Annotated in this window: 20 protein-coding genes and 1 pseudogene; 13 read left to right on the top strand and 8 right to left on the bottom strand. The window is 70.4% G+C overall.

Going from position 1 to position 24,612, the window contains the following annotated elements; genetic code table 11:
• Positions 1-33: 33 nt before the first annotated feature.
• Positions 34-750: a histidine phosphatase family protein gene (locus W7S_RS20950; RefSeq protein ID WP_008260081.1), complete on the bottom strand. Its 717-nt coding sequence runs from the start codon at positions 748-750 to the stop codon at positions 34-36.
• A gap of 93 nt (positions 751-843) precedes the next feature.
• Between W7S_RS20950 and W7S_RS20945 the strand changes: the two genes are divergently transcribed.
• Positions 844-1,710 carry a MaoC family dehydratase gene (locus tag W7S_RS20945; RefSeq protein WP_008260079.1) on the top strand — a complete coding sequence of 289 codons (867 nt, stop codon included), beginning with the start codon at positions 844-846 and terminating at the stop codon, positions 1,708-1,710.
• Here W7S_RS20945 and otsB read toward each other — a convergent pair whose 3' ends face one another.
• Positions 1,711-2,853 (bottom strand): trehalose-phosphatase, encoded by a 1,143-nt coding sequence (otsB, locus tag W7S_RS20940; RefSeq protein WP_008260078.1) that lies wholly within the window; start codon positions 2,851-2,853, stop codon positions 1,711-1,713.
• Positions 2,854-2,908: 55 nt separating this feature from the next.
• On the opposite strand from otsB, the gene W7S_RS20935 reads away from it, so the two are divergent.
• A complete protein-coding gene (locus W7S_RS20935; RefSeq protein WP_008260077.1) occupies positions 2,909-6,196 on the top strand; it encodes an error-prone DNA polymerase in 3,288 nt (1,095 codons plus the stop codon).
• Between the two features lie 86 nt (positions 6,197-6,282).
• Entirely contained in the window at positions 6,283-6,927 is a 645-nt protein-coding gene (locus tag W7S_RS20930; RefSeq protein ID WP_008260076.1) for a nitroreductase family protein, read from the top strand.
• Between the two features lie 4 nt (positions 6,928-6,931).
• Here W7S_RS20930 and W7S_RS20925 read toward each other — a convergent pair whose 3' ends face one another.
• Both W7S_RS20925 and W7S_RS20920 read right to left on the bottom strand, forming a co-directional pair.
• A complete protein-coding gene (locus tag W7S_RS20925; protein WP_050989394.1) occupies positions 6,932-7,267 on the bottom strand; it encodes a YciI family protein in 336 nt (111 codons plus the stop codon).
• Positions 7,268-7,297: 30 nt separating this feature from the next.
• Positions 7,298-7,762, bottom strand: coding sequence for a tRNA (cytidine(34)-2'-O)-methyltransferase (locus W7S_RS20920; protein ID WP_014712301.1), 465 nt, complete (start codon positions 7,760-7,762; stop codon positions 7,298-7,300).
• A 17-nt stretch (positions 7,763-7,779) separates the two neighbouring features.
• On the opposite strand from W7S_RS20920, the gene W7S_RS20915 reads away from it, so the two are divergent.
• From W7S_RS20915 to W7S_RS20890, 6 genes are all read left to right on the top strand, one after another.
• Entirely contained in the window at positions 7,780-8,385 is a 606-nt protein-coding gene (locus tag W7S_RS20915; protein ID WP_008260070.1) for a bifunctional 2-polyprenyl-6-hydroxyphenol methylase/3-demethylubiquinol 3-O-methyltransferase UbiG, read from the top strand.
• A gap of 256 nt (positions 8,386-8,641) precedes the next feature.
• On the top strand, positions 8,642-11,440 hold the full coding sequence (locus tag W7S_RS20910) for an ATP-binding protein (protein WP_014712300.1): 2,799 nt from the start codon (positions 8,642-8,644) through the stop codon (positions 11,438-11,440).
• Positions 11,437-11,838, top strand: coding sequence for a serine protease inhibitor (locus W7S_RS20905; RefSeq protein ID WP_014712299.1), 402 nt, complete (start codon positions 11,437-11,439; stop codon positions 11,836-11,838). Before W7S_RS20910 ends, W7S_RS20905 begins: the two co-directional genes overlap by 4 nt.
• 6 nt (positions 11,839-11,844) lie before the next feature.
• The gene (locus tag W7S_RS20900; RefSeq protein WP_014712298.1) at positions 11,845-12,228 is read left to right on the top strand and encodes a DUF742 domain-containing protein; all 384 of its coding nucleotides are present in this window, start codon (positions 11,845-11,847) and stop codon (positions 12,226-12,228) included.
• Positions 12,209-12,796, top strand: coding sequence for an ATP/GTP-binding protein (locus tag W7S_RS20895; RefSeq protein ID WP_008260062.1), 588 nt, complete (start codon positions 12,209-12,211; stop codon positions 12,794-12,796). The genes W7S_RS20900 and W7S_RS20895 overlap by 20 nt, the downstream gene beginning before the upstream one ends.
• Positions 12,793-13,356, top strand: coding sequence for a pentapeptide repeat-containing protein (locus tag W7S_RS20890; protein WP_014712297.1), 564 nt, complete (start codon positions 12,793-12,795; stop codon positions 13,354-13,356). The genes W7S_RS20895 and W7S_RS20890 overlap by 4 nt, the downstream gene beginning before the upstream one ends.
• Positions 13,357-13,374: 18 nt before the next feature.
• On the opposite strand, the gene W7S_RS20885 is transcribed toward W7S_RS20890, so the two are convergent.
• From W7S_RS20885 to W7S_RS20875, 3 genes are read right to left on the bottom strand one after another with little or no spacing between them, the layout of a single operon-like run.
• Positions 13,375-15,726, bottom strand: a complete 2,352-nt coding sequence (locus tag W7S_RS20885) for an ATP-binding cassette domain-containing protein (RefSeq protein ID WP_014712296.1) — start codon at positions 15,724-15,726, stop codon at positions 13,375-13,377.
• 36 nt (positions 15,727-15,762) lie between these two features.
• Positions 15,763-18,426 carry an FHA domain-containing protein gene (locus W7S_RS20880; protein ID WP_036429601.1) on the bottom strand — a complete coding sequence of 888 codons (2,664 nt, stop codon included), beginning with the start codon at positions 18,424-18,426 and terminating at the stop codon, positions 15,763-15,765.
• Positions 18,427-18,456: 30 nt separating this feature from the next.
• Positions 18,457-19,671 (bottom strand): NADH:flavin oxidoreductase, encoded by a 1,215-nt coding sequence (locus W7S_RS20875; RefSeq protein WP_008260057.1) that lies wholly within the window; start codon positions 19,669-19,671, stop codon positions 18,457-18,459.
• A 137-nt stretch (positions 19,672-19,808) separates the two neighbouring features.
• Between W7S_RS20875 and W7S_RS20870 the strand changes: the two genes are divergently transcribed.
• The gene (locus tag W7S_RS20870; RefSeq protein ID WP_008260055.1) at positions 19,809-20,654 is read left to right on the top strand and encodes a bifunctional methylenetetrahydrofolate dehydrogenase/methenyltetrahydrofolate cyclohydrolase; all 846 of its coding nucleotides are present in this window, start codon (positions 19,809-19,811) and stop codon (positions 20,652-20,654) included.
• A complete protein-coding gene (locus tag W7S_RS20865) occupies positions 20,651-20,932 on the top strand; it encodes a DUF3017 domain-containing protein (RefSeq protein ID WP_008260053.1) in 282 nt (93 codons plus the stop codon). Before W7S_RS20870 ends, W7S_RS20865 begins: the two co-directional genes overlap by 4 nt.
• Here the strand turns inward: W7S_RS20865 and W7S_RS20860 are convergent.
• On the bottom strand, positions 20,929-21,486 hold the full coding sequence (locus W7S_RS20860) for a DUF732 domain-containing protein (protein ID WP_170320609.1): 558 nt from the start codon (positions 21,484-21,486) through the stop codon (positions 20,929-20,931). The genes W7S_RS20865 and W7S_RS20860 overlap by 4 nt on opposite strands.
• A gap of 271 nt (positions 21,487-21,757) precedes the next feature.
• On the opposite strand from W7S_RS20860, the pseudogene W7S_RS20855 reads away from it, so the two are divergent.
• Together W7S_RS20855 and W7S_RS20850 are read left to right on the top strand one after the other, a co-directional pair.
• A pseudogene (locus tag W7S_RS20855) lies at positions 21,758-23,023 on the top strand (HNH endonuclease signature motif containing protein); the annotation flags it as partial.
• Positions 23,024-23,058: 35 nt separating this feature from the next.
• Positions 23,059-24,459 (top strand): recombinase family protein, encoded by a 1,401-nt coding sequence (locus tag W7S_RS20850; protein WP_014712247.1) that lies wholly within the window; start codon positions 23,059-23,061, stop codon positions 24,457-24,459.
• Positions 24,460-24,612: the final 153 nt, after the last annotated feature.

Here is a 24,612-nt window from a genome sequence, read left to right as displayed (position 1 = left end):
GGCAGCCGCCCACGTCAACTGCCGATCTGCCGACTAGCTGTGGAAGTCGCGGATCCCGTCCCAGTCGACCAGCGTCCAGCCGGTCATCGGGTTGCCGGTGATCACCACGCGGCCGGTGTTGGGCAACGGGTGGGTGTTCATCAGGCTTTCCTTGCCGTTGCGGGTGTTCATCAGCGTCCACACCATGATCGAGTTGGCGTGCGAGAACACCACCGGGTTGCGGTGGCCGCTGTTGTAGACCTTGTTGACGGCCGCGGTGAACTGGTCGTTGAACTCTTTTCCGTTGATCGAGCCGGGGATGCTGTAGGACACGTCGCCCTTGATCCAGTTCGCCGGGGCCACCAGGTAGGTCGACTTCGCCATCGACTCGGGTTTGCCGTTGTACCAGCCGGCGTTGATCTCCTGGATGCCGGGCAGGATCTCGACCTGCTTGCCGAGTTCGGCGGCCAGCGGCGCGGCGGTTTGCTGCGTCCGGGTCATCGTGGAGGCGTAGACGCTGTCGTAGTCCTTGCGGCCGAGTTGGTGCGCGATCTGTTCGGCCTGCCCCTTGCCCTCCGGGGTCAGACCCGGGCCCGGCACGTCGGTGTCGATGGTGCCGGCGGCGTTGGCCTCCGACTGGGCGTGCCGGACGAACGTCACCGTGATCGACCGCGCCTGCGGCGAGCCGCCGCCGCAGCCGGCGACGATTACCGTTGCGGTGAGGGCGGCGACCGCCACCGAGGCCTTCCGGAACCAGCTGCGCTTGGGCATGGGAGATAGCCTGCCCTGCCGACGGCTTCGGTGGGAAGGGTTTGCGATGGTTACGTGCGGAAAAGCTATCGATTTCTGGAAAAGGAGGCCCTGATGGCGATTGACCCGAGTGCCGTCGGCGCGGTGACCGAACCCATGCCCTTCGAATGGACCGACCGGGACACGCTGCTCTATGCGCTCGGTGTCGGCGCCGGGATCGACGACCTGGCGTTCACCACCGAGAACAGCCACGACATCGACCAGCAGGTGCTGCCCACCTACGCGGTGATCTGCTGCCCGGCCTTCGGCGCGGCGGGCCTGGTCGGAAAGTTCAACTGGGCCATGCTGTTACACGGATCGCAGAGCATCCGGCTGCACGCGCCGCTGCCGCCCGCGGGCAAGCTCTCGGTGGTGTCCGAGGTCGCCGACATCCAGGACAAGGGTGAGGGCAAGAACGCGATCCTCGTGTTGCGCGGCCGGGGCACCGACCCGGACTCGGGGCAGCTGATCGCCGAGACGCTCACCACCCTGGTCATCCGCGGCGAGGGCGGCTTCGGGGGGATGCCGGGCCAGCGGCCGGTCGCGCCGGAGTTCCCGGACCGTGAGCCCGACGCGCGGATCGCGCTGCCCACCCGCGAGGACCAGGCGCTGATCTACCGGCTGTCCGGCGACCGCAACCCGCTGCACAGCGACCCGTGGTTCGCCCGCGAGCTCGCCGGGTTCCCCAAGCCGATCCTGCACGGGCTGTGCACCTACGGGGTGTCGGGTCGCGCGCTGGTGGCCGAGCTCGGCGGGGGCGTCGCGGCCAACATCACCTCGATCGCCTCGCGGTTCACCTCGCCGGTGTTCCCCGGTGAGACGCTGACCACGCTGATCTGGCGCACCGGGGAGGGCAAGGCGGTGTTTCGCACCGAGGCGTCCGGCGCCGAGGGTTCCGGGGTTCGCGTGGTGCTCGACGACGGCGCGGTGGAATACGCCTGACTAGGCTTCGAGCTGATCGGCCAGCCGGTCGGTGAACGCCGCGGCCCGCGCGGGGTTGTCCAGCGCGAACAGCGCCGCGGTGGCGCGGTCGCCATCGTCGCTGTGCCGCACCAGGATCGGAACGCCATCGTCGTGTACCGCGTCGAACGCGTCCTCGTCGGTGATGTCGTCGCCGAGGTAGACCGGCGTGAGTGATCCCGACCCGGCCCGGTGCAGGTGATCGATCACCCAGCGCAGCGTTTTTCCCTTGTCCCAGTCCAGATCCGGGCGCAGCTCGATGACCTCGCGCCCGGTGGTCACCCGGAGCGTGTCGCGGCGCCCCGCCGCGCGCACCGCGGCCAGCACCTCACCGACGCGGTCGCGTTCGGCGTTGCGGTAGTGCACGGCGACGCCGAATCGCTTGTGCTCCACCACCACTCCGGGGATTCCGCCGAGCTGGTCGCGCAGCCGGGCCGCCGCCTGCTCGAGCACCGGGATGGCCGCGGCCGCGGCGTCGTTCTGATGGTGTGTCCCGTCGGGCGCGGTCAGCTCGAAACCGTGACTGCCCGCATACCAAATGTCCGGCACGCCAACGCGATTCGTCACATCGGCGAGATCGCGGCCGGACAGCACCGCGACCGGACAGCCGGCGGCCAGCTTCGCCAGCGCCTCGGTGGCCCCGGCGACGGGCCGCGCGGCGTCGGGGTCGTCGACGATGTCCGAGAGCGTGCCGTCGAAGTCGAAGAACACGGCCGGCCGCCGGTCGGCCAGGCCATCGGCGGTGTCGGTCAGGGCCGCCATCGCATCCGGCAGTTGCGACATCCGAAGGTCCCCGGTGCGCACGTCGACCTCGCCGAGGTCGCTGACCACGGCGTCGGCCCCGGCGTCACGCAGCGCGCCGGCGCTCCCGGCCGGCCCGACGCCGATCACCGACGCGAATCCCGCGGCGCGGGCGGCCTCGACGCCGGCCGTCGCCCCGGAGACCACGACGGCGCGGCCCGGGCGCACCTTCAGGTCCGCGGCCGCCCGCGCCGGGCCGTCCGCGGGGACGACGGCGGTGCCCACCCCGACGTCACGCAGCCGCGCGGCCAGCGTTGAGCCGAGGTCGGTTTCCAGGTCGAACAGCACCGCGTCGTGGCGGCGCGGGTCGATGATGACCGGCATGTGCCAACCCTCTCACGACGACCTCCATCGAACATATTTTCGATAGACTGCGGGTGTGGGCTGGTTCAACGGGCCGCCGAGCTGGGCGGAAATGGAGCGGGTGCTCGACAGCAAGCCGCGCCGTGCCGGTGAGCCGGCGGGCCTTCCCGAGGATGCCCCCCTGTCGCGCAAGCGCGCCACGTACCGGCCGCCGGGGGACACGCGCCCGACCCACACCTGCCTCCCGTATGCCGAACTGCATGCGCATTCGGCGTTCAGCTTCCTGGACGGGGCGAGCACGCCCGAGGAAATGGTGGAGGAGGCGGCCCGGCTGGGCCTGCGCGCCCTGGCGCTCACCGACCACGACGGCCTGTACGGGGCGGTGCGGTTCGCCGAGGCGGCCGCCGAGCTCGACATGCGTACCGTGTTCGGCGCCGAACTGTCGCTGGGCGGCGAGGCCCGCACCGAGCGGCCGGACCCGGCCGGCCCGCACCTGCTGGTGCTGGCCCGCGGCCCCGAGGGCTACCGGCGGCTGTCGCGGCAGCTGGCCGCGGCGCACCTGGCCGGCGGCGAGAAGGGCAAGCCCCGTTACGATTTCGACGCGCTGACCGAGGCCGCCGGCGGGCACTGGCACATCCTGACCGGGTGCCGCAAAGGCCATGTGCGCCAAGCGCTTTCCGACGGGGGTCCGGACGCCGCCGAGCGGGCGCTGGCCGACCTGGTGGACCGGTTCGGCGCGCAAAGGGTCAGCGTCGAGTTGACCCATCACGGGCAACCGCTCGACGACGAACGCAACGCGGCGCTGGCCGCGCTGGCCCCGCGCTTCGGGGTCGGCGTCGTCGCCACCACCGGCGCGCATTTCGCGGGGCCGTCGCGGCGCCGGCTGGCCATGGCGATGGGCGCCATCCGGGCCCGGGAGTCCCTGGACTGCGCCGCCGGATGGCTGGCCCCGCTGGGCGGTTCGCACCTGCGCTCCGGCGCGGAGATGGCCCGGCTGTTCGCTGGGGCCCCCGACGTGGTGACCGCGGCCGCCGAACTGGGCGAGCAGTGCGCGTTCGGGCTGGCGCTCATCGCGCCCCAGCTGCCGCCGTTCGACGTGCCCGACGGGCACACCGAGGACAGCTGGCTGCGGCAGCTGACCATGGCCGGCGCGCGTGACCGCTACGGTCCGAGCGCACCGCGCGCGTACTCCCAGATCGAGCACGAGCTCAAAGTCATTGCCCAGCTGCGGTTTCCGGGCTACTTCCTGGTGGTGCACGACATCGCCCGGTTCTGCCGGGACAACAACATCCTGTGCCAGGGCAGGGGATCGGCGGCCAACTCCGCGGTCTGCTACGCCCTCGGCGTCACCGCCGTCGACCCGGTGGCCAACGAGCTGCTGTTCGAGCGCTTTCTGTCGCCGGCCCGCGACGGGCCGCCCGACATCGACATGGACATCGAGTCCGACCAGCGCGAAAAGGTCATCCAGTACGTCTACGACAAATACGGCCGGGACTACGCCGCCCAGGTCGCCAACGTCATCACCTACCGGGGAAAGATCGCGGTGCGCGACATGGCCCGCGCCCTGGGCTTCTCGCAGGGCCAGCAGGACGCGTGGAGCAAGCAGATCAGCCACTGGGGTGGATTGGCAGGAGGCTCGCCGGATTTGGATGTTCCAGAGGACATCCCCGAGCCGGTGATCGACCTGGCGAACCAGATCCGGAACCTGCCGCGGCACATGGGCATTCACTCCGGCGGCATGGTGATCTGCGACCGCCCGATCGCCGACGTGTGCCCGGTGGAGTGGGCGCGGATGGAGAACCGCAGCGTCCTGCAATGGGACAAAGACGACTGCGCGGCAATCGGTTTGGTGAAGTTCGACCTGCTCGGGCTGGGCATGCTCTCGGCGCTGCACTACGCCATCGACCTGGTGGCCGAGCACAAGGGGATCGAGGTGGACCTGGCCCGCCTGGACCTCTCCGAGCCGGCGGTGTACGAGATGCTGGCCCGCGCCGATTCCGTCGGCGTGTTCCAGGTGGAGTCGCGCGCGCAGATGGCCACGCTGCCGCGGCTGAAGCCGCGGGTGTTCTACGACCTGGTGGTGGAGGTCGCGCTGATCCGCCCCGGCCCGATCCAGGGCGGGTCGGTGCACCCCTACATCCGGCGGCGCAACGGCGAGGACCCGGTGGTCTACGACCACCCGTCCATGGAACCGGCGCTGCGAAAGACGCTGGGGGTGCCGCTTTTTCAGGAGCAGCTGATGCAGCTCGCGGTCGACTGCGCCGGGTTTTCCGCCGCCGAGGCCGATCAGCTGCGCCGCGCCATGGGATCCAAGCGCTCCACCGAACGCATGCGACGGCTGCGCGGCCGGTTCTACGAGGGCATGCGCGCGCTGCACGGCGCGCCCGACGAGGTGATCGACCGGACCTACGAAAAGCTGGAGGCATTCGCCAATTTCGGTTTCCCGGAAAGCCACGCGCTGAGCTTCGCGTCGCTGGTCTTCTACTCGTCGTGGTTCAAGCTGCACCACCCGGCGGCGTTCTGCGCCGCGCTGCTGCGCGCCCAGCCGATGGGTTTCTACTCGCCGCAGTCGCTGGTGGCCGATGCGCGCCGGCACGGCGTGACCGTGCACGGCCCGGACGTCAACGCCAGCCTGGCGCACGCCACCCTGGAAGACTCAGGAAACGCCGTCCGGCTCGGTCTGGGTGCGGTCCGCCATATCGGCGACGACCTGGCCGAGCAACTGGTCGAGGAGCGAAAAGCCAACGGGCCCTTCGCCTCCCTGCTGGATGTGACGTCGCGGCTGCAATTGAGCGTGCCGCAGACCGAGGCGCTGGCCACCGCCGGGGCTTTTGCCTGCTTCGGCATGTCCCGGCGCGAGGGTCTGTGGGCGGCCGGGGCGGCCGCCACCCAGCGGCCGGGCCGCTTGCCCGGGGTGGGCTCGTCCTCGCACGTCCCGGCGTTGCCGGGGATGAGTGAGCTGGAACTGGCCGCCGCCGACGTGTGGGCCACCGGCATCTCCCCGGACAGTTACCCGACGCAGTTCCTGCGGGAAGACCTGGACGCGATGGGGGTGGTGCCCGCCGAGAAGCTGGGATCGGTGCCCGACGGCGACCGCGTGCTGATCGCCGGGGCGGTGACCCACCGGCAGCGCCCCGGCACGGCCCAGGGGGTGACGTTCCTGAACCTGGAGGACGAGACCGGGATGGTCAACGTGCTCTGCGCGCCGGGGGTGTGGGCGCGGCATCGCAAGCTGGCGAACTCGGCGCCGGCGCTGCTGGTGCGCGGGCAGGTCCAAAACGCCACCGGCGCGATCACCGTCGTCGCGGAGCGGTTGGGCCGCATCACCCTGGCGGTCGGCTCGAAATCGCGCGACTTCCGGTGAGGTGCCGCGAGAGTGCAACTGCTGACGGTGTTACTCGAGAAATGTGTCGCTAGTTGCACTTTCGCGGCAGTCGGTAGGCTCCACCCATGACCCTCAACCTGTCCGTCGACGAAGTCCTCACCACCACCCGCTCGGTCCGCAAGCGCCTCGACTTCGACAAGCCGGTCAGCCGCGACGTGCTGAGGGAATGCCTCGAACTCGCGCTGCAGGCGCCCACCGGCTCCAACGCGCAGGGCTGGCAATGGGTGTTCGTCGAGGACGCCGAGAAGAAGAAGGCGATCGCCGACGTCTACCTGGCCAACGCCCGCGGCTACCTCAGCGCCCCGGGGGCCGCGTACCCCGACGGGGACACCCGTGGCGAGCGGATGGGCGCGGTCCGCGATTCCGCCACCTACCTCGCCGAGCACATGCACTCCGCGCCGGTGCTGTTGATCCCCTGCCTCGAGGGCCGCCCGGACAAGTCGCCGTTGGGTGGGGTGTCGTTCTGGGCGTCGCTGTTCCCGGCGGTCTGGAGCTTCTGCCTGGCGCTGCGCTCGCGGGGACTGGGGTCGTGCTGGACGACGCTGCACCTGCTGCGCGACGGCGAGCAACAGGTCGCCGACATCGTGGGCATCCCGCGCGACCGTTACAGCCAGGGCGGCCTGTTCCCGATCGCCTACACCAAGGGCACCGACTTCCGCCCGGCCAAGCGGTTGCCCGCCGAGCAGGTCACGCACTGGAACAGCTGGTAGAGAGCTAGGTCGGCCAGGACATCAGCGGCCACACCTCGACAACCCCGTGCGCGACGGCACACGGGGTCTGGCTCACCCGCTCGATCGCCGCGTCGAGATTCTCGGCCTCCAAGACCGCGAACCCGGCGATCGGCAACGCCGAATGCAGATAGGGCCCGGGCTCGATCCGCACGCCGGCGCTGTCCGGATTACGCACCTGAACGGGGCGCCCGGCGGTCCCGATGAGGGCACCGGCCGCACGCAATTCGCCGTCGCGCGCGTGCGCGGCCCGCTTGCAGTCGTCGCTCGCGCGGTTGTACCCGGCTTCGTCTCCGTAACCGATGGTGATGAAGGTAGCCATATCAATGCTGACCCACGTGCGGTCCAACACTCATCGCGCCCCGGCGTACTCGTGCTGCCGCCACGCCTCGTAGACGGCGACCGCCGCGGCGTTGGACAGGTTCAGCGAGCGCCGGCCCGCCAGCATCGGGATGCGGACCTGCCCGGTGATGTGCGGGTCGGCCAGCGTCGCCGCGTCCAGCCCGGTGGGCTCGGGGCCGAACATCAGCACGTCGCCCGCGCGGTAGCGCACCTGCGCGAAGGAGGTGGGCGCGTGCGAGGTGAACGCGAACACCCGCTCGGGCGACAGCGCGTCCCAGGCCGCCGCCAACGAGGCGTGCACGGTGACCGAAGCCAGGTCGTGGTAGTCCAGCCCCGCCCGTCGCAGCTTGGGTTCGGACAGGTCGAAGCCCATCGGCTCGACCAGATGCAATTCGCAACCCGTCGCCGCCGCCGTGCGGATGGCGTTGCCCGTGTTGGGGGCGATGCGCGGGGAGTAGAACATCAGCTTGAACACAACGCGATAATGGTCGCATGGTCGAGCAGAGCATTTGGATGCAGAAGGTCGCTGCCGATCCCGGGCATTCGCATTGGTATATCGAGCGATTCCGCGCCATGGCCCGCGCGGGTGACGACCTGGCCGGCGAGGCCCGCTTCGTGGACGCCATGGCCCCCCGCGGCGCCCGCATCCTCGACGCCGGCTGCGGGCCCGGCCGGTTGGGCGGCTACCTGGCCGGCGCCGGCCACCGGGTGGTCGGCGTGGACGTCGACCCCGCGCTCATCGCCGCGGCCGAACAGGACCATCCGGGCCCGCGCTGGCTGGTCGGCGACCTCGCCGAGCTCGACCTGCCCGCGCGCGGCATCGCCGACCCGTTCGACGTCATCGTCTCCGCCGGCAACGTCATGACGTTTCTGGCGCCCAGCACCCGGGTCCGAGTGCTGAGCCGGCTGCGCGCCCACGTCGCCGGCGACGGCCGCGCGGCGATCGGCTTCGGCGCCGGGCGCGACTACGACTTCGACGTGTTTCTGAACGACGCGGTCGACGCGGGATTCGCGATCGACGTGCTGCTGTCCACCTGGGATCTGCGGCCGTTCACCGACGACTCCGACTTTTTGGTCGCAATCCTTCGCCCCGCCTAGCGTTTTCGCGGGATCGGTGTTTGCCAGGGCCGACCGCGGGCGCGCGGCGCCACCTTGGAGGGACCTGTCTGCTCAGTAACGATCCTGGTGGGCTGGGCCGCGGGCTGTCATACTCGTCGGATTGCCACACTTACACGCGCGCGCCTATCTGGCGCGGGGCGGGTGGAAATAAAGCAGGAAGTTTCATGAGCCTCTCGTTTTGTTCAGCGCTCAGGGTCAGCGCGGCGGCCGGTCATGCGGCCGCGATGACGTGACCATGTTCGCCCGCCCGGCCGACCCGGCCGAGGCGGATGCCGCCCCGCCCGCACCGGTTCCCGGCGCCGACGCGGCGGCCAAACGCCCGCCCGCCTGGTCGCTGAGCAACTGGCCGGTCGGCTGGAAGGTGCTGGCGATCGTGCTGGTGCCGCTGATCTTGGTGACGGTTTTCGGTGTGCTTCGCATCCACACCGCGATGGACAGCGCGGCGCGCCTGAAACTGGCCGCCACCCGCGCCGACGTGGTCCCGGTGATCACCAAATACATGTCGGCCCTGGACGTCGCGCTGCAGGCCGGCTCCGCCGGGCGCGACGTCGAGGGCGCCAAAAAGAACTACGAGGCCCGCAAAGGCGAACTGCAGGGCCGGCTGGCCGACACCGACGTCACCGACGATGTCCGATCGGGCGTCAACACGCTGCTCGACGCCGGCCAGATGCTGGTGAGCAAGGCGTCGGACAGCGGCCTCGGTCTGCGGGAGCGGGTGACCCTGTACGCGCCGATCCTGTTGACGGCCGAAGACGTCATCAACGCCTCGGTGCGGGTCGACGACGAGCACATCCGCGCCCAGGCCCAGGGCTTGAGCCGGGCGGTCGGCGCGCGCGGGCAGATGACGATGCAGAAGATCCTCATCACCCGCGGGGCCGAACTGCCCGAGCCGCAGCTGCGCACCTCGATGGCCACCCTGGCGGGCACCGAACCGTCGACGCTGTTCGGCATGAGCGAAGTGCTCGGGGCCGGGTCGCCCGAGGCCAAGACGCTGCAACAGCAGATGGTGGCCCGGATGGCGATCATGTCCGACCCGGCCAGCGTGCTCGTCGACAACGCGGACCTGCTGCGGTCCGTCCAAGCCACCGACGACATCGCCGACCAGGTCATCAAGAACGTCACCGCCTCGGTGACCAAGGCGGTGCACGCCCAGGCCGCAGACCGGCGCGGCGCCGCGATCGTCGACACCGTGTTGGTGCTGGCGGCGATCGTCATCGCTCTGGTCGTGGTGCTGCTGGTGGCGCGCGCGTTGGTGCGGCCGCTGCGCATCCTGCGCGACGGCGCGCTCAAGGTCGCCCACACCGATCTCGAGGAGGAGGTCGCCCGGGTGAAAGCCGGTGGGGCCGAACCGATTCCGACGCCGCTGCCGGTCTACACGACCGAGGAGATCGGTCAGGTCGCCCACGCCGTCGACGAACTGCACACCCAGGCCCTGCTGCTGGCCGGCGACGAGGCGCGGTTGCGGCTGCTGGTCAACGACATGTTCGAGACCATGTCGCGGCGCAGCCGGTCGCTGGTCGACCAGCAGCTGGCGCTCATCGACCGGCTGGAGCGCAACGAGGAGAATCCCGAACGCCTCGACAGCCTGTTCCGGCTGGACCACCTGGCGGCCCGGCTGCGCCGCAACAGCGCCAACCTGCTGGTGCTGGCCGGCGCGCAGCTTGCGCGCGACCAGCGCGACCCGGTGCCGCTGGCGACGGTGATCAGCGCCGCGGTGTCCGAAGTCGAGGACTATCGCCGCGTCGAGATCGCCGGGCTGCCCGAGTGCGCGCTGGTGGGCGCGGCCGCGGGCGGCGCCATCCACCTGTTCGCCGAGCTGATCGACAACGCCCTGCGCTACTCGCCGCCGACGACGTCGGTGCGGGTCTCGGCGTCGCGGAGCGGCTCAGATTCTCAAGGCGGGGTCGTGGTGCGGATCGCCGACTCCGGTCTGGGGATGAACGACGCCGACCGCCGCATCGCCAACATGCGCCTGCAGTCCGGCGGCGACGTCAGCCCCGACAACGCGCGGCACATGGGGCTGTTCGTGGTGGGTCGGATCGCGGGCCGGCATGGCATCCGGGTGGGGCTGCGCGGCCCCGCGGCCAACGAGAAGGGTTCGGGCACCACCGCCGAGATCTACCTGCCGCCGACGGTGCTCACCGGCCTGGCAGCCGCGGAATCGGCTGCGCCCCGGCACATTCGGGCGGTGTCGTCTCCGAGCGCCAAACTCGCCAGCGCGATCGCCGCGCCCCCGCCCGCCGATGACGCGCGGCGGCACGACGGCGCGCGCGAGCCGGCGGCGCGCAACGCCCCGCCCGCGCCCGGGCCGTCGGTCACCCTGCTGCCGCGCCGCAACCCGGGTTCCAGCGGCATCACCGACGTCCCTGCCCCGCCCGCCGAACCACCGCCCCCGCGGCGGCGCCGCGAGCTCGCGACTCCCTGGTGGGAAAACGCGCCCCAGGCCGCGCCGGCCGCCAGGCCCGGCCAGCCCGAGGCCGCACCGGAGCCACCACCGCAGGCCAAGCCCGCGCCGGAGCCCGCGCCCGAGCCGGCGCCGCCTCCGCCGGTGCGGGCGGCATCGGACACCTCGGCCTTCTTCGCCGCCCGGCCCCGCGAACCCCGGCAAGACAAGCCCGCCGACCCGGCGACCGACGATGACGTCATCTACCGGCGGATGCTCTCGGAGATGCTGGGCGACCCGCACGACCTGGTCAACAGCCCCGACCTGGACTGGCAGTCGGTCTGGGACCGCGGCTGGACGCTGGCGGCGGCCGCCGAGGACAAGCCCGTCGAAGCGCACACCACCGACCACGGCCTGCCGGTCCGCACGCCCGGCGCCCGGCTGGTGCCCGGCGGCGCCAACGGAACGGGTCTGGCCGAACGGGACGAGCCCGAGCACGGCCAGAACGGCAGATCGCACCGTGAGCCGCAGCACGCGGCCGTCACCCGCGACCCCGAGGCGGTGCGCGCCTCGTTCAGCAACCATTTCGGCGGTGTGCGCAGCGGACGCTCGCATGCCCGTGACACGGAGCAAGGACCCGACCAACAATGACCTCCCCCGACAACTCACTGGACTGGCTGGTGACCAGGTTCGCCCGCGAGGTCCCCGGCGTCGCGCACGCGCTGCTGGTGTCCGTCGACGGGCTGCCCATCGCCGCCAGCGAGCACCTGCCCAGGGAACGCGCCGACCAGCTGGCCGCCGTCGCCTCCGGGCTGGCCAGCCTGGCGACCGGTGCCGCGCAGCTGTTCGAGGGCGGGCAGGTGCTGCAGTCGGTCGTCGAGATGGCCAACGGGTACCTGCTGTTGATGCGCGTCGGGGATGGCTCGCATCTCGCGACCCTCGCCGCGACGTCGTGCGACATCGGTCAGATCGGCTACGAGATGGCTGTCCTCGTCGAACGGGTCGGGGGCGTCGTGCAGTCGACCCGCCGGTCCGCCGCCCACTCGTGAGCCGCGATGGACACCCCCGAGAGCTGGCCCGCACACCGTAAGGGGAACCTGGTCCGCCCGTACACCCTGACGTCCGGCCGGACCGACACGAACGTCGAGCTCCCCCTGGAGGCGCCGCTGCAGACGCTGCAGCCCGGCGCACCCCACCGGTATCCGCCCAACGACGCGCGGGGCAGAATCATCCAGCTGTGCGGCCAGGGTCCGCCGAGCCCGTCGGTCGCCGAGATCTCGGCCCGGCTGGACCTGCCGCTCGGCGTCGCGCGCGTCCTGGTCGGGGATCTGGTGCTGTCCGGCTACCTTCGGGTGTATAGGACGTTGTCCGAGCGTTCGACCCGCGATGAGCGTCACGAACTCATAGGAAGGACCCTGCGTGGCTTACGCGCACTCTGAGGTGCAGCAAGATTCCGGCGCCCACGCGTCGACGAAGATCGTGATCGCCGGCGGATTCGGGGCCGGCAAGACCACCTTCGTCGGGGCGGTGTCGGAGATCATGCCGCTGCGCACCGAGGCGATGCTGACCGACGCCTCGACCGGCGTCGACGCCCTCGAGGCCACCCCGGACAAGCGGACCACCACCGTCGCGATGGACTTCGGCCGGATCACGCTGGCCGAAGACCTGGTGCTCTACCTGTTCGGCACGCCGGGGCAGCGCCGCTTCTGGTTCATGTGGGACGACCTGGTCCGCGGCGCCATCGGGGCGGTGGTGCTGGTCGACTGCCGGCGCCTGCAGGACAGCTTCGCCGCCGTGGATTTTTTCGAGCACCGCAACCTGCCGTTCCTGGTCGCGGTCAACGAGTTCGACGGGGCGCCGCGCTACCCGGTCGCCGAGGTGCGCGAAGCGCTGACCCTGCCCCCGCACATCCCGGTGATCACGGTCGACGCCCGCGATCGCCGGTCGGCGACCGACGCCCTGATCGCGGTCAGCGAATACGCCCTGGCCACCCTGACGCCCAATTGAGCGAGGAGTGGGTCGACCGCGAGTTCGACGGCCACGACTTCACCGACGAAGACCTGAGCCGCTTGCGGACCGAGCGGACCGTGTTCACCGAATGCGATTTCAGCGGCACCAACCTGGCCGAGTCGCAACACCGCGGCTCGGCCTTCCGCAACTGCACGTTTCACCGGACGTCGTTGTGGCACAGCTCTTTCGCCCAATGCTCGATGCTGGGGTCGGTGTTCGTGCAGTGCCGGTTGCGGCCGATCACGTTCGACGAGGTGGATTTCACGCTCGCCGTGCTCGCCGGCATCGACCTGCGGGGTGTCGACTTCAGCGGCTGCCGGCTGAGGGAGGCCAGCCTGGTGGAGGCCGACCTGCGCAAGGCCGTGCTGCGCGGCGCGGACCTGCGCGGCGCGCGGACCGCCGGCGCCCGGCTCGACGACGCCGATCTGCGCGGCACCACCGCCGACCCCGGGTTGTGGACGACCGCGTCGCTGGCCGGCGCCCGCGTCGACGTCGACCAGGCCGTGGCCTTCGCGCTGGCGCACGGGCTTCGACTGGATGGGGGCCCGCACGACTGAGCCATCAGCGGCTGAGGTTCAGCGCGCGAGCCGGATGCGCCAGCGCACCAGCGCCCCGTAGCCGACCGAGAGCACCGCGAGCATGCCCATGTCGAGCAGCCAGGCCGCCGGCGCGTGCTGGAAATGGCTGTCCCGCGGGCTCTGCGGGCCGGGCGACACCGCCCACAGGTCGACGGTCGACCCCTGCGCGGCGTATCCCCACCGCGACGGCATCAGCCAGGACGCCTGGTCGAGAAGGATCCGGTCGGTGACCGGCACCATCCCACCGCAGAGCACCATCTGCATCATCAGCGACACCACCAGCATCGGCATCACCTGCTCGCCCGTGCGCGCGAGCGCCGAGAGCAGCAGGCCCAGCATGGCCGCGGCCACGCACGTCGCCGCCACGGCGACGAACAGCTCGACGGTGGCCGCCGAACTAGAGGGACCGAGCAGCACCGCGGGCCGCGTCGGCGGCCCCTTGCCCAGCACCACGATGGCGGTGGCGATGGCCGCCTGGACGACGGCGAACCCGCAGAACACCGCGACCTTGGCCAGCAGGTACGCGGTGGTCGACAGGCCGACGGCCTGTTCGCGCCGGAAGATCGGCCGCTCGCCGATGAGGTCGCGGATGGTCAGCGCGGTGCCCATGAACGCGGCCGCCATGGTGAGCAGGGTCAGGATCATCCCGGCCTCGCCCGCCGACTCGCCGGCCGGGTCGGCGTAACCGAAGCCGGCGCTGCCGGGAACGGTCAGCGACAGCGCGCCCATGACGAACGGCAGCACGGCCAGGAACACGAAATAGGCGCGGTCGGACACCACCAGCCGGACCTGGCGGCGCGCGATGGTGGAGAACTGGTGGCGCTTGCTGGTGCGCGGCGGCGCGCCGAGCTCGGCCGGCGCCTGGGTGCGCCGCGGGGGCGGCGGTCTGTTCTGGGCCAGAAAGCGGCGATTGGCCTCGTCCGGGTCGGCGCCCACCTTGGCGAAGATGTGCGCCCAGTTGGTGGTTCCCATGGCCGGACCGATCTGGCCGGGTGGACCCAGGAACGCCGTCTTGCCGCCCGGCGCCATCAGCAGCACCTGGTCGCAGACGTCGAGGTAGGTCAGCGAGTGGGTCACCACCAGCACGACGCGGCCGGCGTCGGCGAGTTGCCGCAGCATCGTCATGACCTGCAGGTCCAGCGCGGGGTCCAGGCCCGATGTGGGTTCGTCGAGGATCAGCAGCGACGGCCCGGTGAGCAGCTCGAGCGCCACCGACGCGCGCTTTCGCTGCCCGCCGGACAGCCTGTCGACCCGGGTGTTCGCGTGCTCGGTCAGGCCGAGCTCGTCGAGCACCTCGGCGACGACCCGGGCCCGGTCGGCTTTGCTGGTGTCCGGCGGCAGGCGCAGCTCGGCGGCGTATCCGAGCGCCTGGCTGACCGTGAGCTGCCGGTGCACGACGTCGTCTTGGGGGACCATCCCGATCCGGGTGCGCAGCGACGCGTACTCGGTGTGGATGTCGTGGCCCTCGAAGGTGACCGAGCCCGACGTCGGGGTGGCGTACCCGGCGATCAGCCGCGACAGCGTCGTCTTGCCCGCGCCGGAGCCGCCGATGAGTGCGGTCAGCGTGCCGGGGCGGGCGGTCAGCGAGATCCGTTCCAGCAGGCGCTTGTCACCGATGCCGAAGTTGACCTCACGCACCTCGAGGCCGCCGGCGCGGGTCGCCGCCTCTTGCATTCGAACCAGCGCGCCGCCGCGCAACACCAGGTCGACGTTGCCGATCGTCACCACGTCGCCCTCGGACAGCGCCGCCGAGGTGACCCTGACCCCGTTGACGAAGGTGCCGTTGCTGCTGTTCGCGTCGCGGATCTCGGGGCCGGCCGGTGTCGGCGTCACGAAGGCGTGGCGGCGCGAGGCCAGCACGTCGTGGATGACGATGTCGTTGTCGAGCGCGCGGCCGATCCAGGCGGCCCGCCCGGTCACCGGCCGGCGATCGGCTTCGGGTCCCGCGACGGCGACCCGGGTGGTGGGGAACTCCCCGGCGTCGGCCGGCGGCTGCGGCGCGGTGCGCCCGGCGTCCCTGCGGCGAAACGAGCGTGCGGGCGGCCGTCCCACTTCGAAGGTGATCCGCGGGCCGTCGGGCTTGCCGATGTTGATGCTCTGGCCGTCGCGAATGTCGACGACCGGCACCCGCCGGCCGTCGAGGTAGATGCCGTTGAGCGTGTTGTTGTCGACCGCGAGCCACCGGCCCCGATCGAAGCGCAACAGCAGGTGCGCGCGGGCGATCAACGGGTGCGCGACCCGCAGGTCGGCGCGCAGGTCGTTGCCGACGACGACGTCGCGGCCGGCGGTGAAGCTGCCCTGCGAGTGCTCGGATCGCGCCGTCAGCAGGGGCTGGGCAGGTCGGGTCATCGCATCCCAGATTAGGGTCGCCGCCTGAGAGCCGCCTCAGCGTTTCAGCCGGATGTGCCAGCGCACGATGCCGGTGTAGGCGATCGAGAGCAGCGTGAGCATGGCCATGTCGAAGACGAAGATGTGCTTCGAGTGCTGCCAGATCGGATCGTTGGTGGGGATCTGCTTGACCTTCACCAGCGACGGGAAGTCGATCGAGGACGCGCCCGCCGCGTAGCCCCAGCGGGCGGGCGTCAACCACGCCAGCTGTTCCAGCCCGATGCGCTGATACACCGGGATCATCCCGCTGGAGAACACCAGCTGCGACATGATCGACACCACCAGCAGCGGCATGATCTGCTCGTTGGACTGCGCCAGCGCCGACAGCAGCAGGCCGAGCATGGCCGAGGCCACACAGGTGCCCGCGACGGTGACGAACAGCGAGAAGGTGGAGTTGCCGAAGAACTGCGGGTGCGCGGTCGGCGCGCCCTTCCCCAGCCGCACGATGATGGTCGCGATCGCCGCCTGGCCCGTGGCGAAGACGCAGAACACCGCGATCTTGGCCAACAGATAGGCGGTGGTCGACAGGCCGACGGCCTGCTCCCGCTTGAAGATGGCGCGCTCGCCGATGAGATCCCGGATGGTCAGCGCGGTGCCCATGAAGACGGCGCCGATGTTGAGCAGCACCATGATGTACTGCGGCTGGGTGGGTGCGGGGCCCATCGGGTCGGCCGGCCCGAGGCCGGGGTGCGGGCCCTTCACCGTCAGCGACAACGCGCCGATGAGGAACGGCAGGATCGCCAGGAAGATCGTGTAGCCACGGTCGGACACGACGAGGCGAACCTGGCGGCGCGCGATCGTGGACAGCTGCCGCCACAGGTTGGTTTGGGGTGGTTCGCCCAGGTCCGCCGGGCTCTGCGGGGTCGGCGGCTGCGACGACTGCTGATTGCGCTCCTTGAAGCGTCGGTTGGCCTCGTCCGGGTCGGCGCCCACCTTGGCGAAGATGTCGGCCCAGTTGCGGGTGCCCATGGCCGCCTCGACCTGGTCGGGTGGCCCGCAGAACGCGGTCTTGCCGCCGGGCGCGACCAGCAGGATCTGGTCGCACACGTCCAGGTAGGACACCGAGTGGGTCACCACCAGCACCACGCGGCCCGCGTCGGCGAGCTGGCGCAGCATCAGCATGACCTGGCGGTCCAGCGCCGGGTCCAGCCCGGACGTCGGCTCGTCGAGCAGCAGCAGCGACGGCTGGGTGAGCAGCTCGAGCGCGACCGAGGCGCGCTTGCGCTGGCCGCCCGAGAGCTTGTCGACCCGCGTCTCGGCGTGCTGGGTCATGTCGAGTTCCTCGAGCACCTGGGCGACGACGCGGGCGCGTTCCTCTTTGCTGGTGTCGGGCGGCAGGCGCAGTTCGGCGGCGTAGTTGAGGGCCTGGTTGACCGTGAGCTGGCGGTGCACGACGTCGTCCTGGGGGACCATCCCGATCCTGCTGCGCATGGACGCGTACTCGGTGTGGATGTTGTGGCCCTCGAAGGTCACCGTGCCCGACGTGGGGCTGGTGTAGCCGACGATCAGCCGCGACAGCGTGGTCTTCCCGGCGCCCGAACCGCCGATGATGGCCGTGAGCGTCCCGGGCCGGGCGGTCAGTGAGATGTGGTCGAGCAACTGCTTGCCGTGGTCGACGGTGTAGCAGACGGAGTTGACCTCCAGGCCGCCGGTCCGCGTCGCCGCCTCGGTGCGCCGGACCAGGCCGTCGCCGGTGAACACCAGGTCGACGTTGCCGATGGTGACCACGTCGCCCTCGGTCAACACCGCGGACCCGACCCGGACGCCGTTGACGAAGGTGCCGTTCACGCTGTGCGCGTCGCGGATCTCGGTGCCCAGCGGCGTCTGGATCAAGAACGCGTGATGGCGCGAGGCGAGCACGTCCTGGATGACGATGTCGTTGTCGGTGGCCCGCCCGATGGTTTGCGACCCGGCCGGTTTCTGGATCGCGCCGGACCGCGACGGCCGCAGGGCCTGGAACATCTTGGTCGCCAGGTTCGCCACCTCGGGCGGCTTGGCGTTGGCGGGTGCGGCCCGGGTGGGCGCGGGGATGTGCTGCGCCGGCGGGGGGCTGTGGACGGGGGCTTGCAGGGGGGAATTGTGCGGCGGGGGTGGCGCGGCGGGCGGGTAGGCGGGCGGTCGCCCACCGCCGGCGCCGTACATGGTTTGCCCCGCCGGTCCGGGCCGGGGAGCGGGCTGCGGCCGCCGCGGAGGCGCCACCCAGTTGGGCGTGCGCCCGGCTGGAGGCGGCGGCGGCCCGGGTGGAGCGGCGACGGGCGGGCCCGGTTGCGCCGACCACGCCGCCGGCTGCGGCGGGGCCGCCACCGGGATGTTCATCGATTCGGTCTTGGGCGGGCGCCCGGCCATGCCTTGGTGGCGGCCGACGTCGAACGTCAGCAGCGGCCCGTCGGGGTTGCCGATGTTGAGGGTCTGCCCGTCGTGGATCTCGACGACGGGCACGCGCCGGCCGTTAACGAAAGTTCCGTTGAGCGAACCGTTGTCGATGGCCAGCCACTTGCCCTGGTCGAAACGCAGCAACAGGTGGGCCCGCGAAATCAGCGGATGCGTGATGCGCATGTCGGCCCGCAGATCGCGCCCGACGACCACATCGTGGCCGGCTGCGAAGGTACGTTCGGACCCTTCGTGATGGACGGTTAGCGCTGGCGGGGCTGGTGCTGACATCGCCACAACTGTAGCTTGCGGCCCTGTGGATCAGCGTGGAGCGGCCGCGGCGTCGGGCGCGCCGGTCACGACGCAGTGCGTCCGGCTGTAGATCGTCGGCATGCACTGATTGCAGTGCGTGCAGGCGGAGTGCACCCGGTGCTGGGCGTCCTCGGCGGCGATCCGGTTGATCAGGTCAGGCTCGGCGAGCAGCGCGCGGGCCATCGCGACGAACTCGAAACCCTCGGCCATCGCCAGGTCCATCGTCTCGCGGTTGGTGATGCCGCCGAGCAGGATCAACGGCATCTTCAACTCGGCGCGAAACAGCTTGGCGTCGCGCAATAAATAGGCCTCGCGGTAGGGGTATTCGCGCAGGAACTTCTTGCCCGTCATGCGCATGCCCCAGCGCAGCGGCGGCTTGAACGCGCCCGCGAACTGCTTGAGCGGCGCGTCGCCGCGGAACAGGTACATCGGATTGACCAGCGAGCTGCCCGCGGTCAGTTCGATCGCGTCGAGCCCACCGTCCTCTTCCAGCCACTTGGCGGTGGTCAGCGATTCGTCGGTGCTGATGCCGCCGCGAACGCCGTCGGCCATGTTCAGCTTGGCGGTCACCGCGATCGGCGTGCCTTCCTTTTCGACCGCGCGGCGGACGGCCATCACGATCCCGCGGGCGACCTTCGCCCGGTTCTGCAGCGATCCGCCGAATTCGTCGTCGCGGCGATTGATCAGCGGGGACAGGAACGAACTCGCCAAGTAGTTGTGGCCCAGGTGGATTTCGACGGCGTCGAAGCCCGCTTCGATGGCCAGCCGGGCGGCGTTCGCGTGGCCTTCGATGACGTCGTCGATATCCTCACGGGTGGCCTTCTTGGCGAAGCGCATCCCGATCGGGTTGAAGAATCGGACCGGCGCCAGCGCCTTCGCCTTGTTGGACTTGGCGTTGGCGACCGGGCCGGCGTGGCCGATCTGCGCGCTGACCGCCGCGCCCTCGGCGTGGATCGCGTCGGTGAGCCGCCGGAACCCGGGCACGGCCTCGGGCCGCATCCAGATGCCGTTGCCCTCGGTGCGACCGCCGGGGGAGACGGCGCAGTAGGCGACGGTCGTCATGGCGACCCCGCCGGCGGCCGGCAGCCGGTGGTATTCGATGAGGTCGTCGGTCACCAGCGCCTCGGGCGTGCGCGCCTCGAACGTGGCTGACTTGATGGTGCGGTTACGCAGCGTTATCGGACCGAGCTTCGCGGGGCTGAAGACGTCCGGAGGGGTAGACATACCGGGAGCCTAATGGCGATCGCGAGCGCGGCGTAGCCGGGCGCGGCGGGTCGCCATCATCGATCTAATGGCGATCGCGAGCGCGGCGTAGCCGGGCGCGGCGGGTCGCCATCATCGAGATCTGCCAGACTGTCAGCGTGGGAGCAATCACGCTGGACGGCAAGGCCACCCGGGACGAGATCTTCGTCGACCTCAAGCAGCGCGTGGCCGCATTGACCGCATCGGGACGCACCCCCGGTTTGGGCACCATCCTGGTGGGCGACGACCCTGGCTCCCAGGCGTACGTGCGGGGCAAGCACGCCGACTGCGCCAAGGTCGGGATCACCTCGATCCGCCGTGACCTGCCCGCCGACATCAGCACCGCCACGCTCAACGAGACCATCGACGAGCTCAACGCGAACCCCGACTGCACCGGTTACATCGTGCAGTTGCCGCTGCCCAAGCACCTGGATGAGAACGCGGCGCTGGAGCGCGTCGACCCGAACAAGGACGCCGACGGTCTGCACCCGACCAACCTGGGCCGGCTGGTGCTCAACAACCCTGCCCCGCTGCCGTGCACGCCGCGCGGCATCGTGCACCTGCTGCGCCGCTACGACGTCGAGATCGCCGGGGCGCACGTGGTCGTCATCGGCCGCGGTGTGACTGTCGGTCGCCCGTTGGGGCTGCTGCTGACCCGCCGTTCGGAGAACGCGACGGTGACGTTGTGCCACACCGGAACTCGCGACCTGCAGGCGTTGACCAAACAGGCCGACATCATCGTGGCCGCCGTCGGGGTCCCGCACCTGCTGACCGCCGACATGGTGCGTCCCGGCGCCGCGGTGCTCGACGTCGGGGTGAGCCGGACCGACGACGGACTCGTCGGCGACGTGCATCCCGACGTGTGGGACGTGGCCGGGCACGTATCGCCCAACCCGGGCGGCGTGGGCCCCTTGACCCGGGCGTTCCTGCTGACCAACGTCGTCGAGCTGGCCGAACGGGAATGACCGCGCGGACCGTGCTGCGAGCCCAGTGGCCGATTCTGTTGGTGGGCTTGATCTTTGCCGCGGCACTGGTATTAGTGGGAGCCAACTTCTGGCGGCGGGGCTCGCTGTTGATCGGCATCGGTGTGGGCGTGGCCGCGCTGTTGCGATTGGTGCTATCCGAGGAGCGGGCCGGCCTATTGGTGGTGCGCGGCAAGGGAATCGACTTCATCACCACCGCGGCGGTCGGGGCGGCGATGGACTACATCGCCTGGACGATCGACCCGCTGGGCACCGTCTAGTAACTCGGCAGCGCCGGAACCTGTCCCGGCATCTGGCCCGCCATGCCCGGGATTTGGCCCGTCATTCCGGGGATCTGGCCCGCCATGCCCGGGATCTGGCCCCCCATGCCCGGGATCTGGCCCCCCATCCCCGGGATCTGGCCGGGCATTCCCGGAACCTGCGGCATGGCACCGGACAGGTTGCCGCTGGCGATGTTCGCCATCTCCTGGGGGCAGTACGTCTGGATCGCGATCGTGGTGAACATGCTCGCCATCTGCGGGGACATGCCACGGCCAGAGATGCTGGACGCTGCCCCGGCGAAGCTGCCGCCCGGCTGCGCGAGCATCGGGCAGATCGACTCGCCTACGGCCATCGCGTTTCCGGGTTCGCCGAAGTCGATGCCGGCGTGATTGAGCGCGTCGATGAAGTCGTCGCCGTTGCCTTCCGCTTCGGCCGGCGCCGCAAAGGCCGAGGCCACGGTGAGCAGTCCGGCGGCCGCGGCGAGCAGGCGGATGGTAAGCGGCTGTTGGCGCAAGACCCAGATCCATTGATGAGTTCGTGCAAGTGCCTTCACGCCAGCCTCCCCGTCCGCATGGAGTGCACCGACGGCACTCGAATCACGCCTACGAACTCTGATCTATCACTGTCACGTTTACGAAACGGTGGGGTAAAGGTTCGCACAATAAGCGTTTCGTGAGGTCGTTGTGTTCGCGATGTGGCTTATTAAGCAGCCGGAGGATCGGCCTTGTTCTCGGGATGGGATTTTTCGAAACCAATTGCGCGAGTGTGAATCTAGGGCGGCCTCAGAGCCGATTTTTGTCGGTGTGTGTCGATAGTTTGGCGGTGTGAGTTCCACTGGTCTGCCCGATGTCGACGCGGTGTTCGACGCGCTCGATGCTGAGGTGGACCGCGCGTGTGCGTTGGTGCTCGACGTGTTGACCGTGCAGCAGCAGCTGGCGGTGTTGGAGCGCTGTGAGAGGCTGCGCCGGCGCATCCCGGTCATCGAGCATCCGCTGCTCAATTCGCTGGCCCGCCAAGTCCCCTCCCAGGAGCTCGGCGGCGGGCTGGCCCACGCGCTGACCGAACGCACCCTGATCAGTCGCCACGAAGCCTCTCGGCGTATCAAGGAAGCCCGCGACCTGGGACCCCGCCACGGACTGACCGGTGAACCCCTGCCACCCGCCCTGCCCGCCACCGCCGCGGCCCAGCGCGCCGGAGACCTGGGCGCGGGTCAGGTGGCCGTGATCCGCAAGTTCTACCACCAACTTCCCGGCTGGGTGAGCGCTGCGGCCCGTGAGTTCGCCGAAGCCCAACTGGCCGGGTTCGGCACCCAGTTCGGCCCCGAACACCTCAAAGAATTGGCCCGCGGAATGTCCGATGCGCTTAACCCCGATGGCCTCTTCACCGATGAGGACCGGGCCCGTAGCCGCGGGGTGACCCTGGGCAACCAACAAGCCGACGGCATGTCGGAGTTGCGGGGGCTGATCACCCCCGAGCTGCGCGCCACCTTCGAGGCCGTGGAGGCCAAACTCGGTGCCCCGGGCATGTGCAACCCGCTCGACGACATCCCGTGTGTCGACGGCACGCCCAGCCAGGCCGCCATCGATCGTGATACCCGCTCGAAGGCTCAGCGCGGCCACGACGCCCTGCTGGCCGGGCTGCGTGGGCTGTTGGCCTCCGGGGAGTTGGGTCAGCACAACGGGTTACCGGCCTCCATCATCGTCACCACCACCCTGGCCGAGTTGGAGGCCGCCGCCGGGCGAGCCCTGACCGGTGGCGGCACCATCCTGCCGATGAGTGAGGTGATCCGCCTGGCCCGCCACGCCCACCATTACCTGGCGATTTTCGATAAGGGCAAGGCCCTGGCGTTGTATCACACCAAGCGGCTGGCTTCCCCGGGACAACGAATCGTGTTGTACGCCAAGGACCGCGGCTGCACCGCTCCGGGCTGCACCGTGTCGGGCTACTACTGCGAAGTCCATCACGTCACCGACTACGCCACCTGCCACAGCACCGACATCAACGACCTCACCTTCGCCTGCGGCCCGCATCACCGCATGCTCAACCCCGGCGGCTGGACCACCCGCAAAAACCCCCGCGGCGACACCGATTAACTCCACCGTCAACAAACGCTATAGTACTGGGTATGGCCACCACGTCAAGACATCGCCCACGGCGCGCCGCGATCTACGCCCGCGTCAGCCTCGACCAGACCGGCGAGGCCACCAGCGTTGGCGGCCAAGAGGAATCGGCCCGCGAGCTGATCGAACGCCGCGGCTGGACGCTGGCCGGCGTGTTCGTCGACAACAGCATCACCGGGACCGGGAAGAAGCACCGGCCGGCGTTCTATCAAATGCTCGAGGCCGTCAAGGGGGGCGAAGTCGACGCTGTGGTGGCCCGCCACATGGACCGCATCGCCCGCAACCCGCGGGAGCGGCTCGAGCTGGTCGAAGCGTGCCGCAACCAGGGCGTCATCATCGCCCTCGTGGAAGGCTCCGACATGGATCCGACGACGGCGAGCGGCCGCATGGTCATCGACGTCCTCGGTTCCGTCGCCGAGATGGAGATCGGGATCAAGTCCGAGCGCCACGTCGCCGCGCTGCGCCGCCACGCCCACAACGGCGGCGTCCCCCACGGCCCGGCCCCGTACGGATACACCACCACCGGCGACGTCGTGGCAGACGAGGCCGCGGTCGTGGCCCGCATCTTTCGGGCGTTCGATGCCGGCGGCTCGCTGCGCTCCATCACGGCCAAGCTGACCGCCGACGGTGTGCCCACCCGCCGCGGCCGGCCGTGGAACGTCCGCACCGTCCGCGACATGCTGACCAACCCGCGGTATGCCGGCTGGGCCGTCTATCGCCGCGAGATCGCCACAGACGGCGACGGTAACCGGATCCGCGGCAAGTGGGAGCCGATCGTGACGCCCGAGGTCTTCGACGTCATCCAGGCGCGGCTGTCCGACCCGTCACGGAAGTCGAACCGCTTTGGGACCGACCGCCGTTACCTCGGATCGAGCCTGTTCGTGTGCGACACCTGCCGCGGCCCGATACAGACCGGCAACGGCGGAAAATACCTCTGCCCCGGGCACCTGACCCGCGAGCACAAGCACGTCGATCGCTACGTGATCGACGTGATCGCTGAACGCTTGGGCCGCAAGGACTTCGCGCGCCTGCTGGCGCCGCCCACCGAGGATATGGCCCCGGTCGTCGCGGAGTCAGAGCGGCTGCGGAAGCGCCTGGCGGTCATCGACGCTGACTACGACCGCGGCGACATCGACGCGAAGCGCTGGAAGGCGGCCAAGCAGCGCGTGCAGGTCGAGCTGGCCGAGGTTGACCAGAAGCTCGCGGCCCGCCGCGGCGGCGCCGCGCTCGGGTCGATCCTGTCCGCCCCGGACCCGGCCGCGGCGTTCCGCGGCGCATCGCTGATGGCACAACGCTCGGCGATCGACGCGCTGGCGGTGGTCCGCTTGCGGCGGGCTGGGCGGGGGCGGCTGCCCGCGGAGCTGTATATCGACCCGACCACGGTCGACGTCGACTGGCGCCGTTGATATTTGCTGTGGTCGCGGGGGTGTCGCCTGCCCGTGTCGGTGGCCCTGCGGTCTACGCTGCGGGGATACCCGGAGTATGCCGCGAGGTGTCGCCCACTGCGCCGTTGCAGTGACAAAGACTAGACAATGCCAACGGCGGTAGCGCATAAAGTG

It is taken from the genome of Mycobacterium sp. MOTT36Y (genome assembly GCF_000262165.1).
Taxonomy (GTDB): Bacteria; Actinomycetota; Actinomycetes; order Mycobacteriales; family Mycobacteriaceae; genus Mycobacterium; species Mycobacterium intracellulare.
The sequence above is the reverse complement of the archived record's forward strand: the minus strand, read 5'-3'. Positions and strand labels throughout refer to the sequence as shown.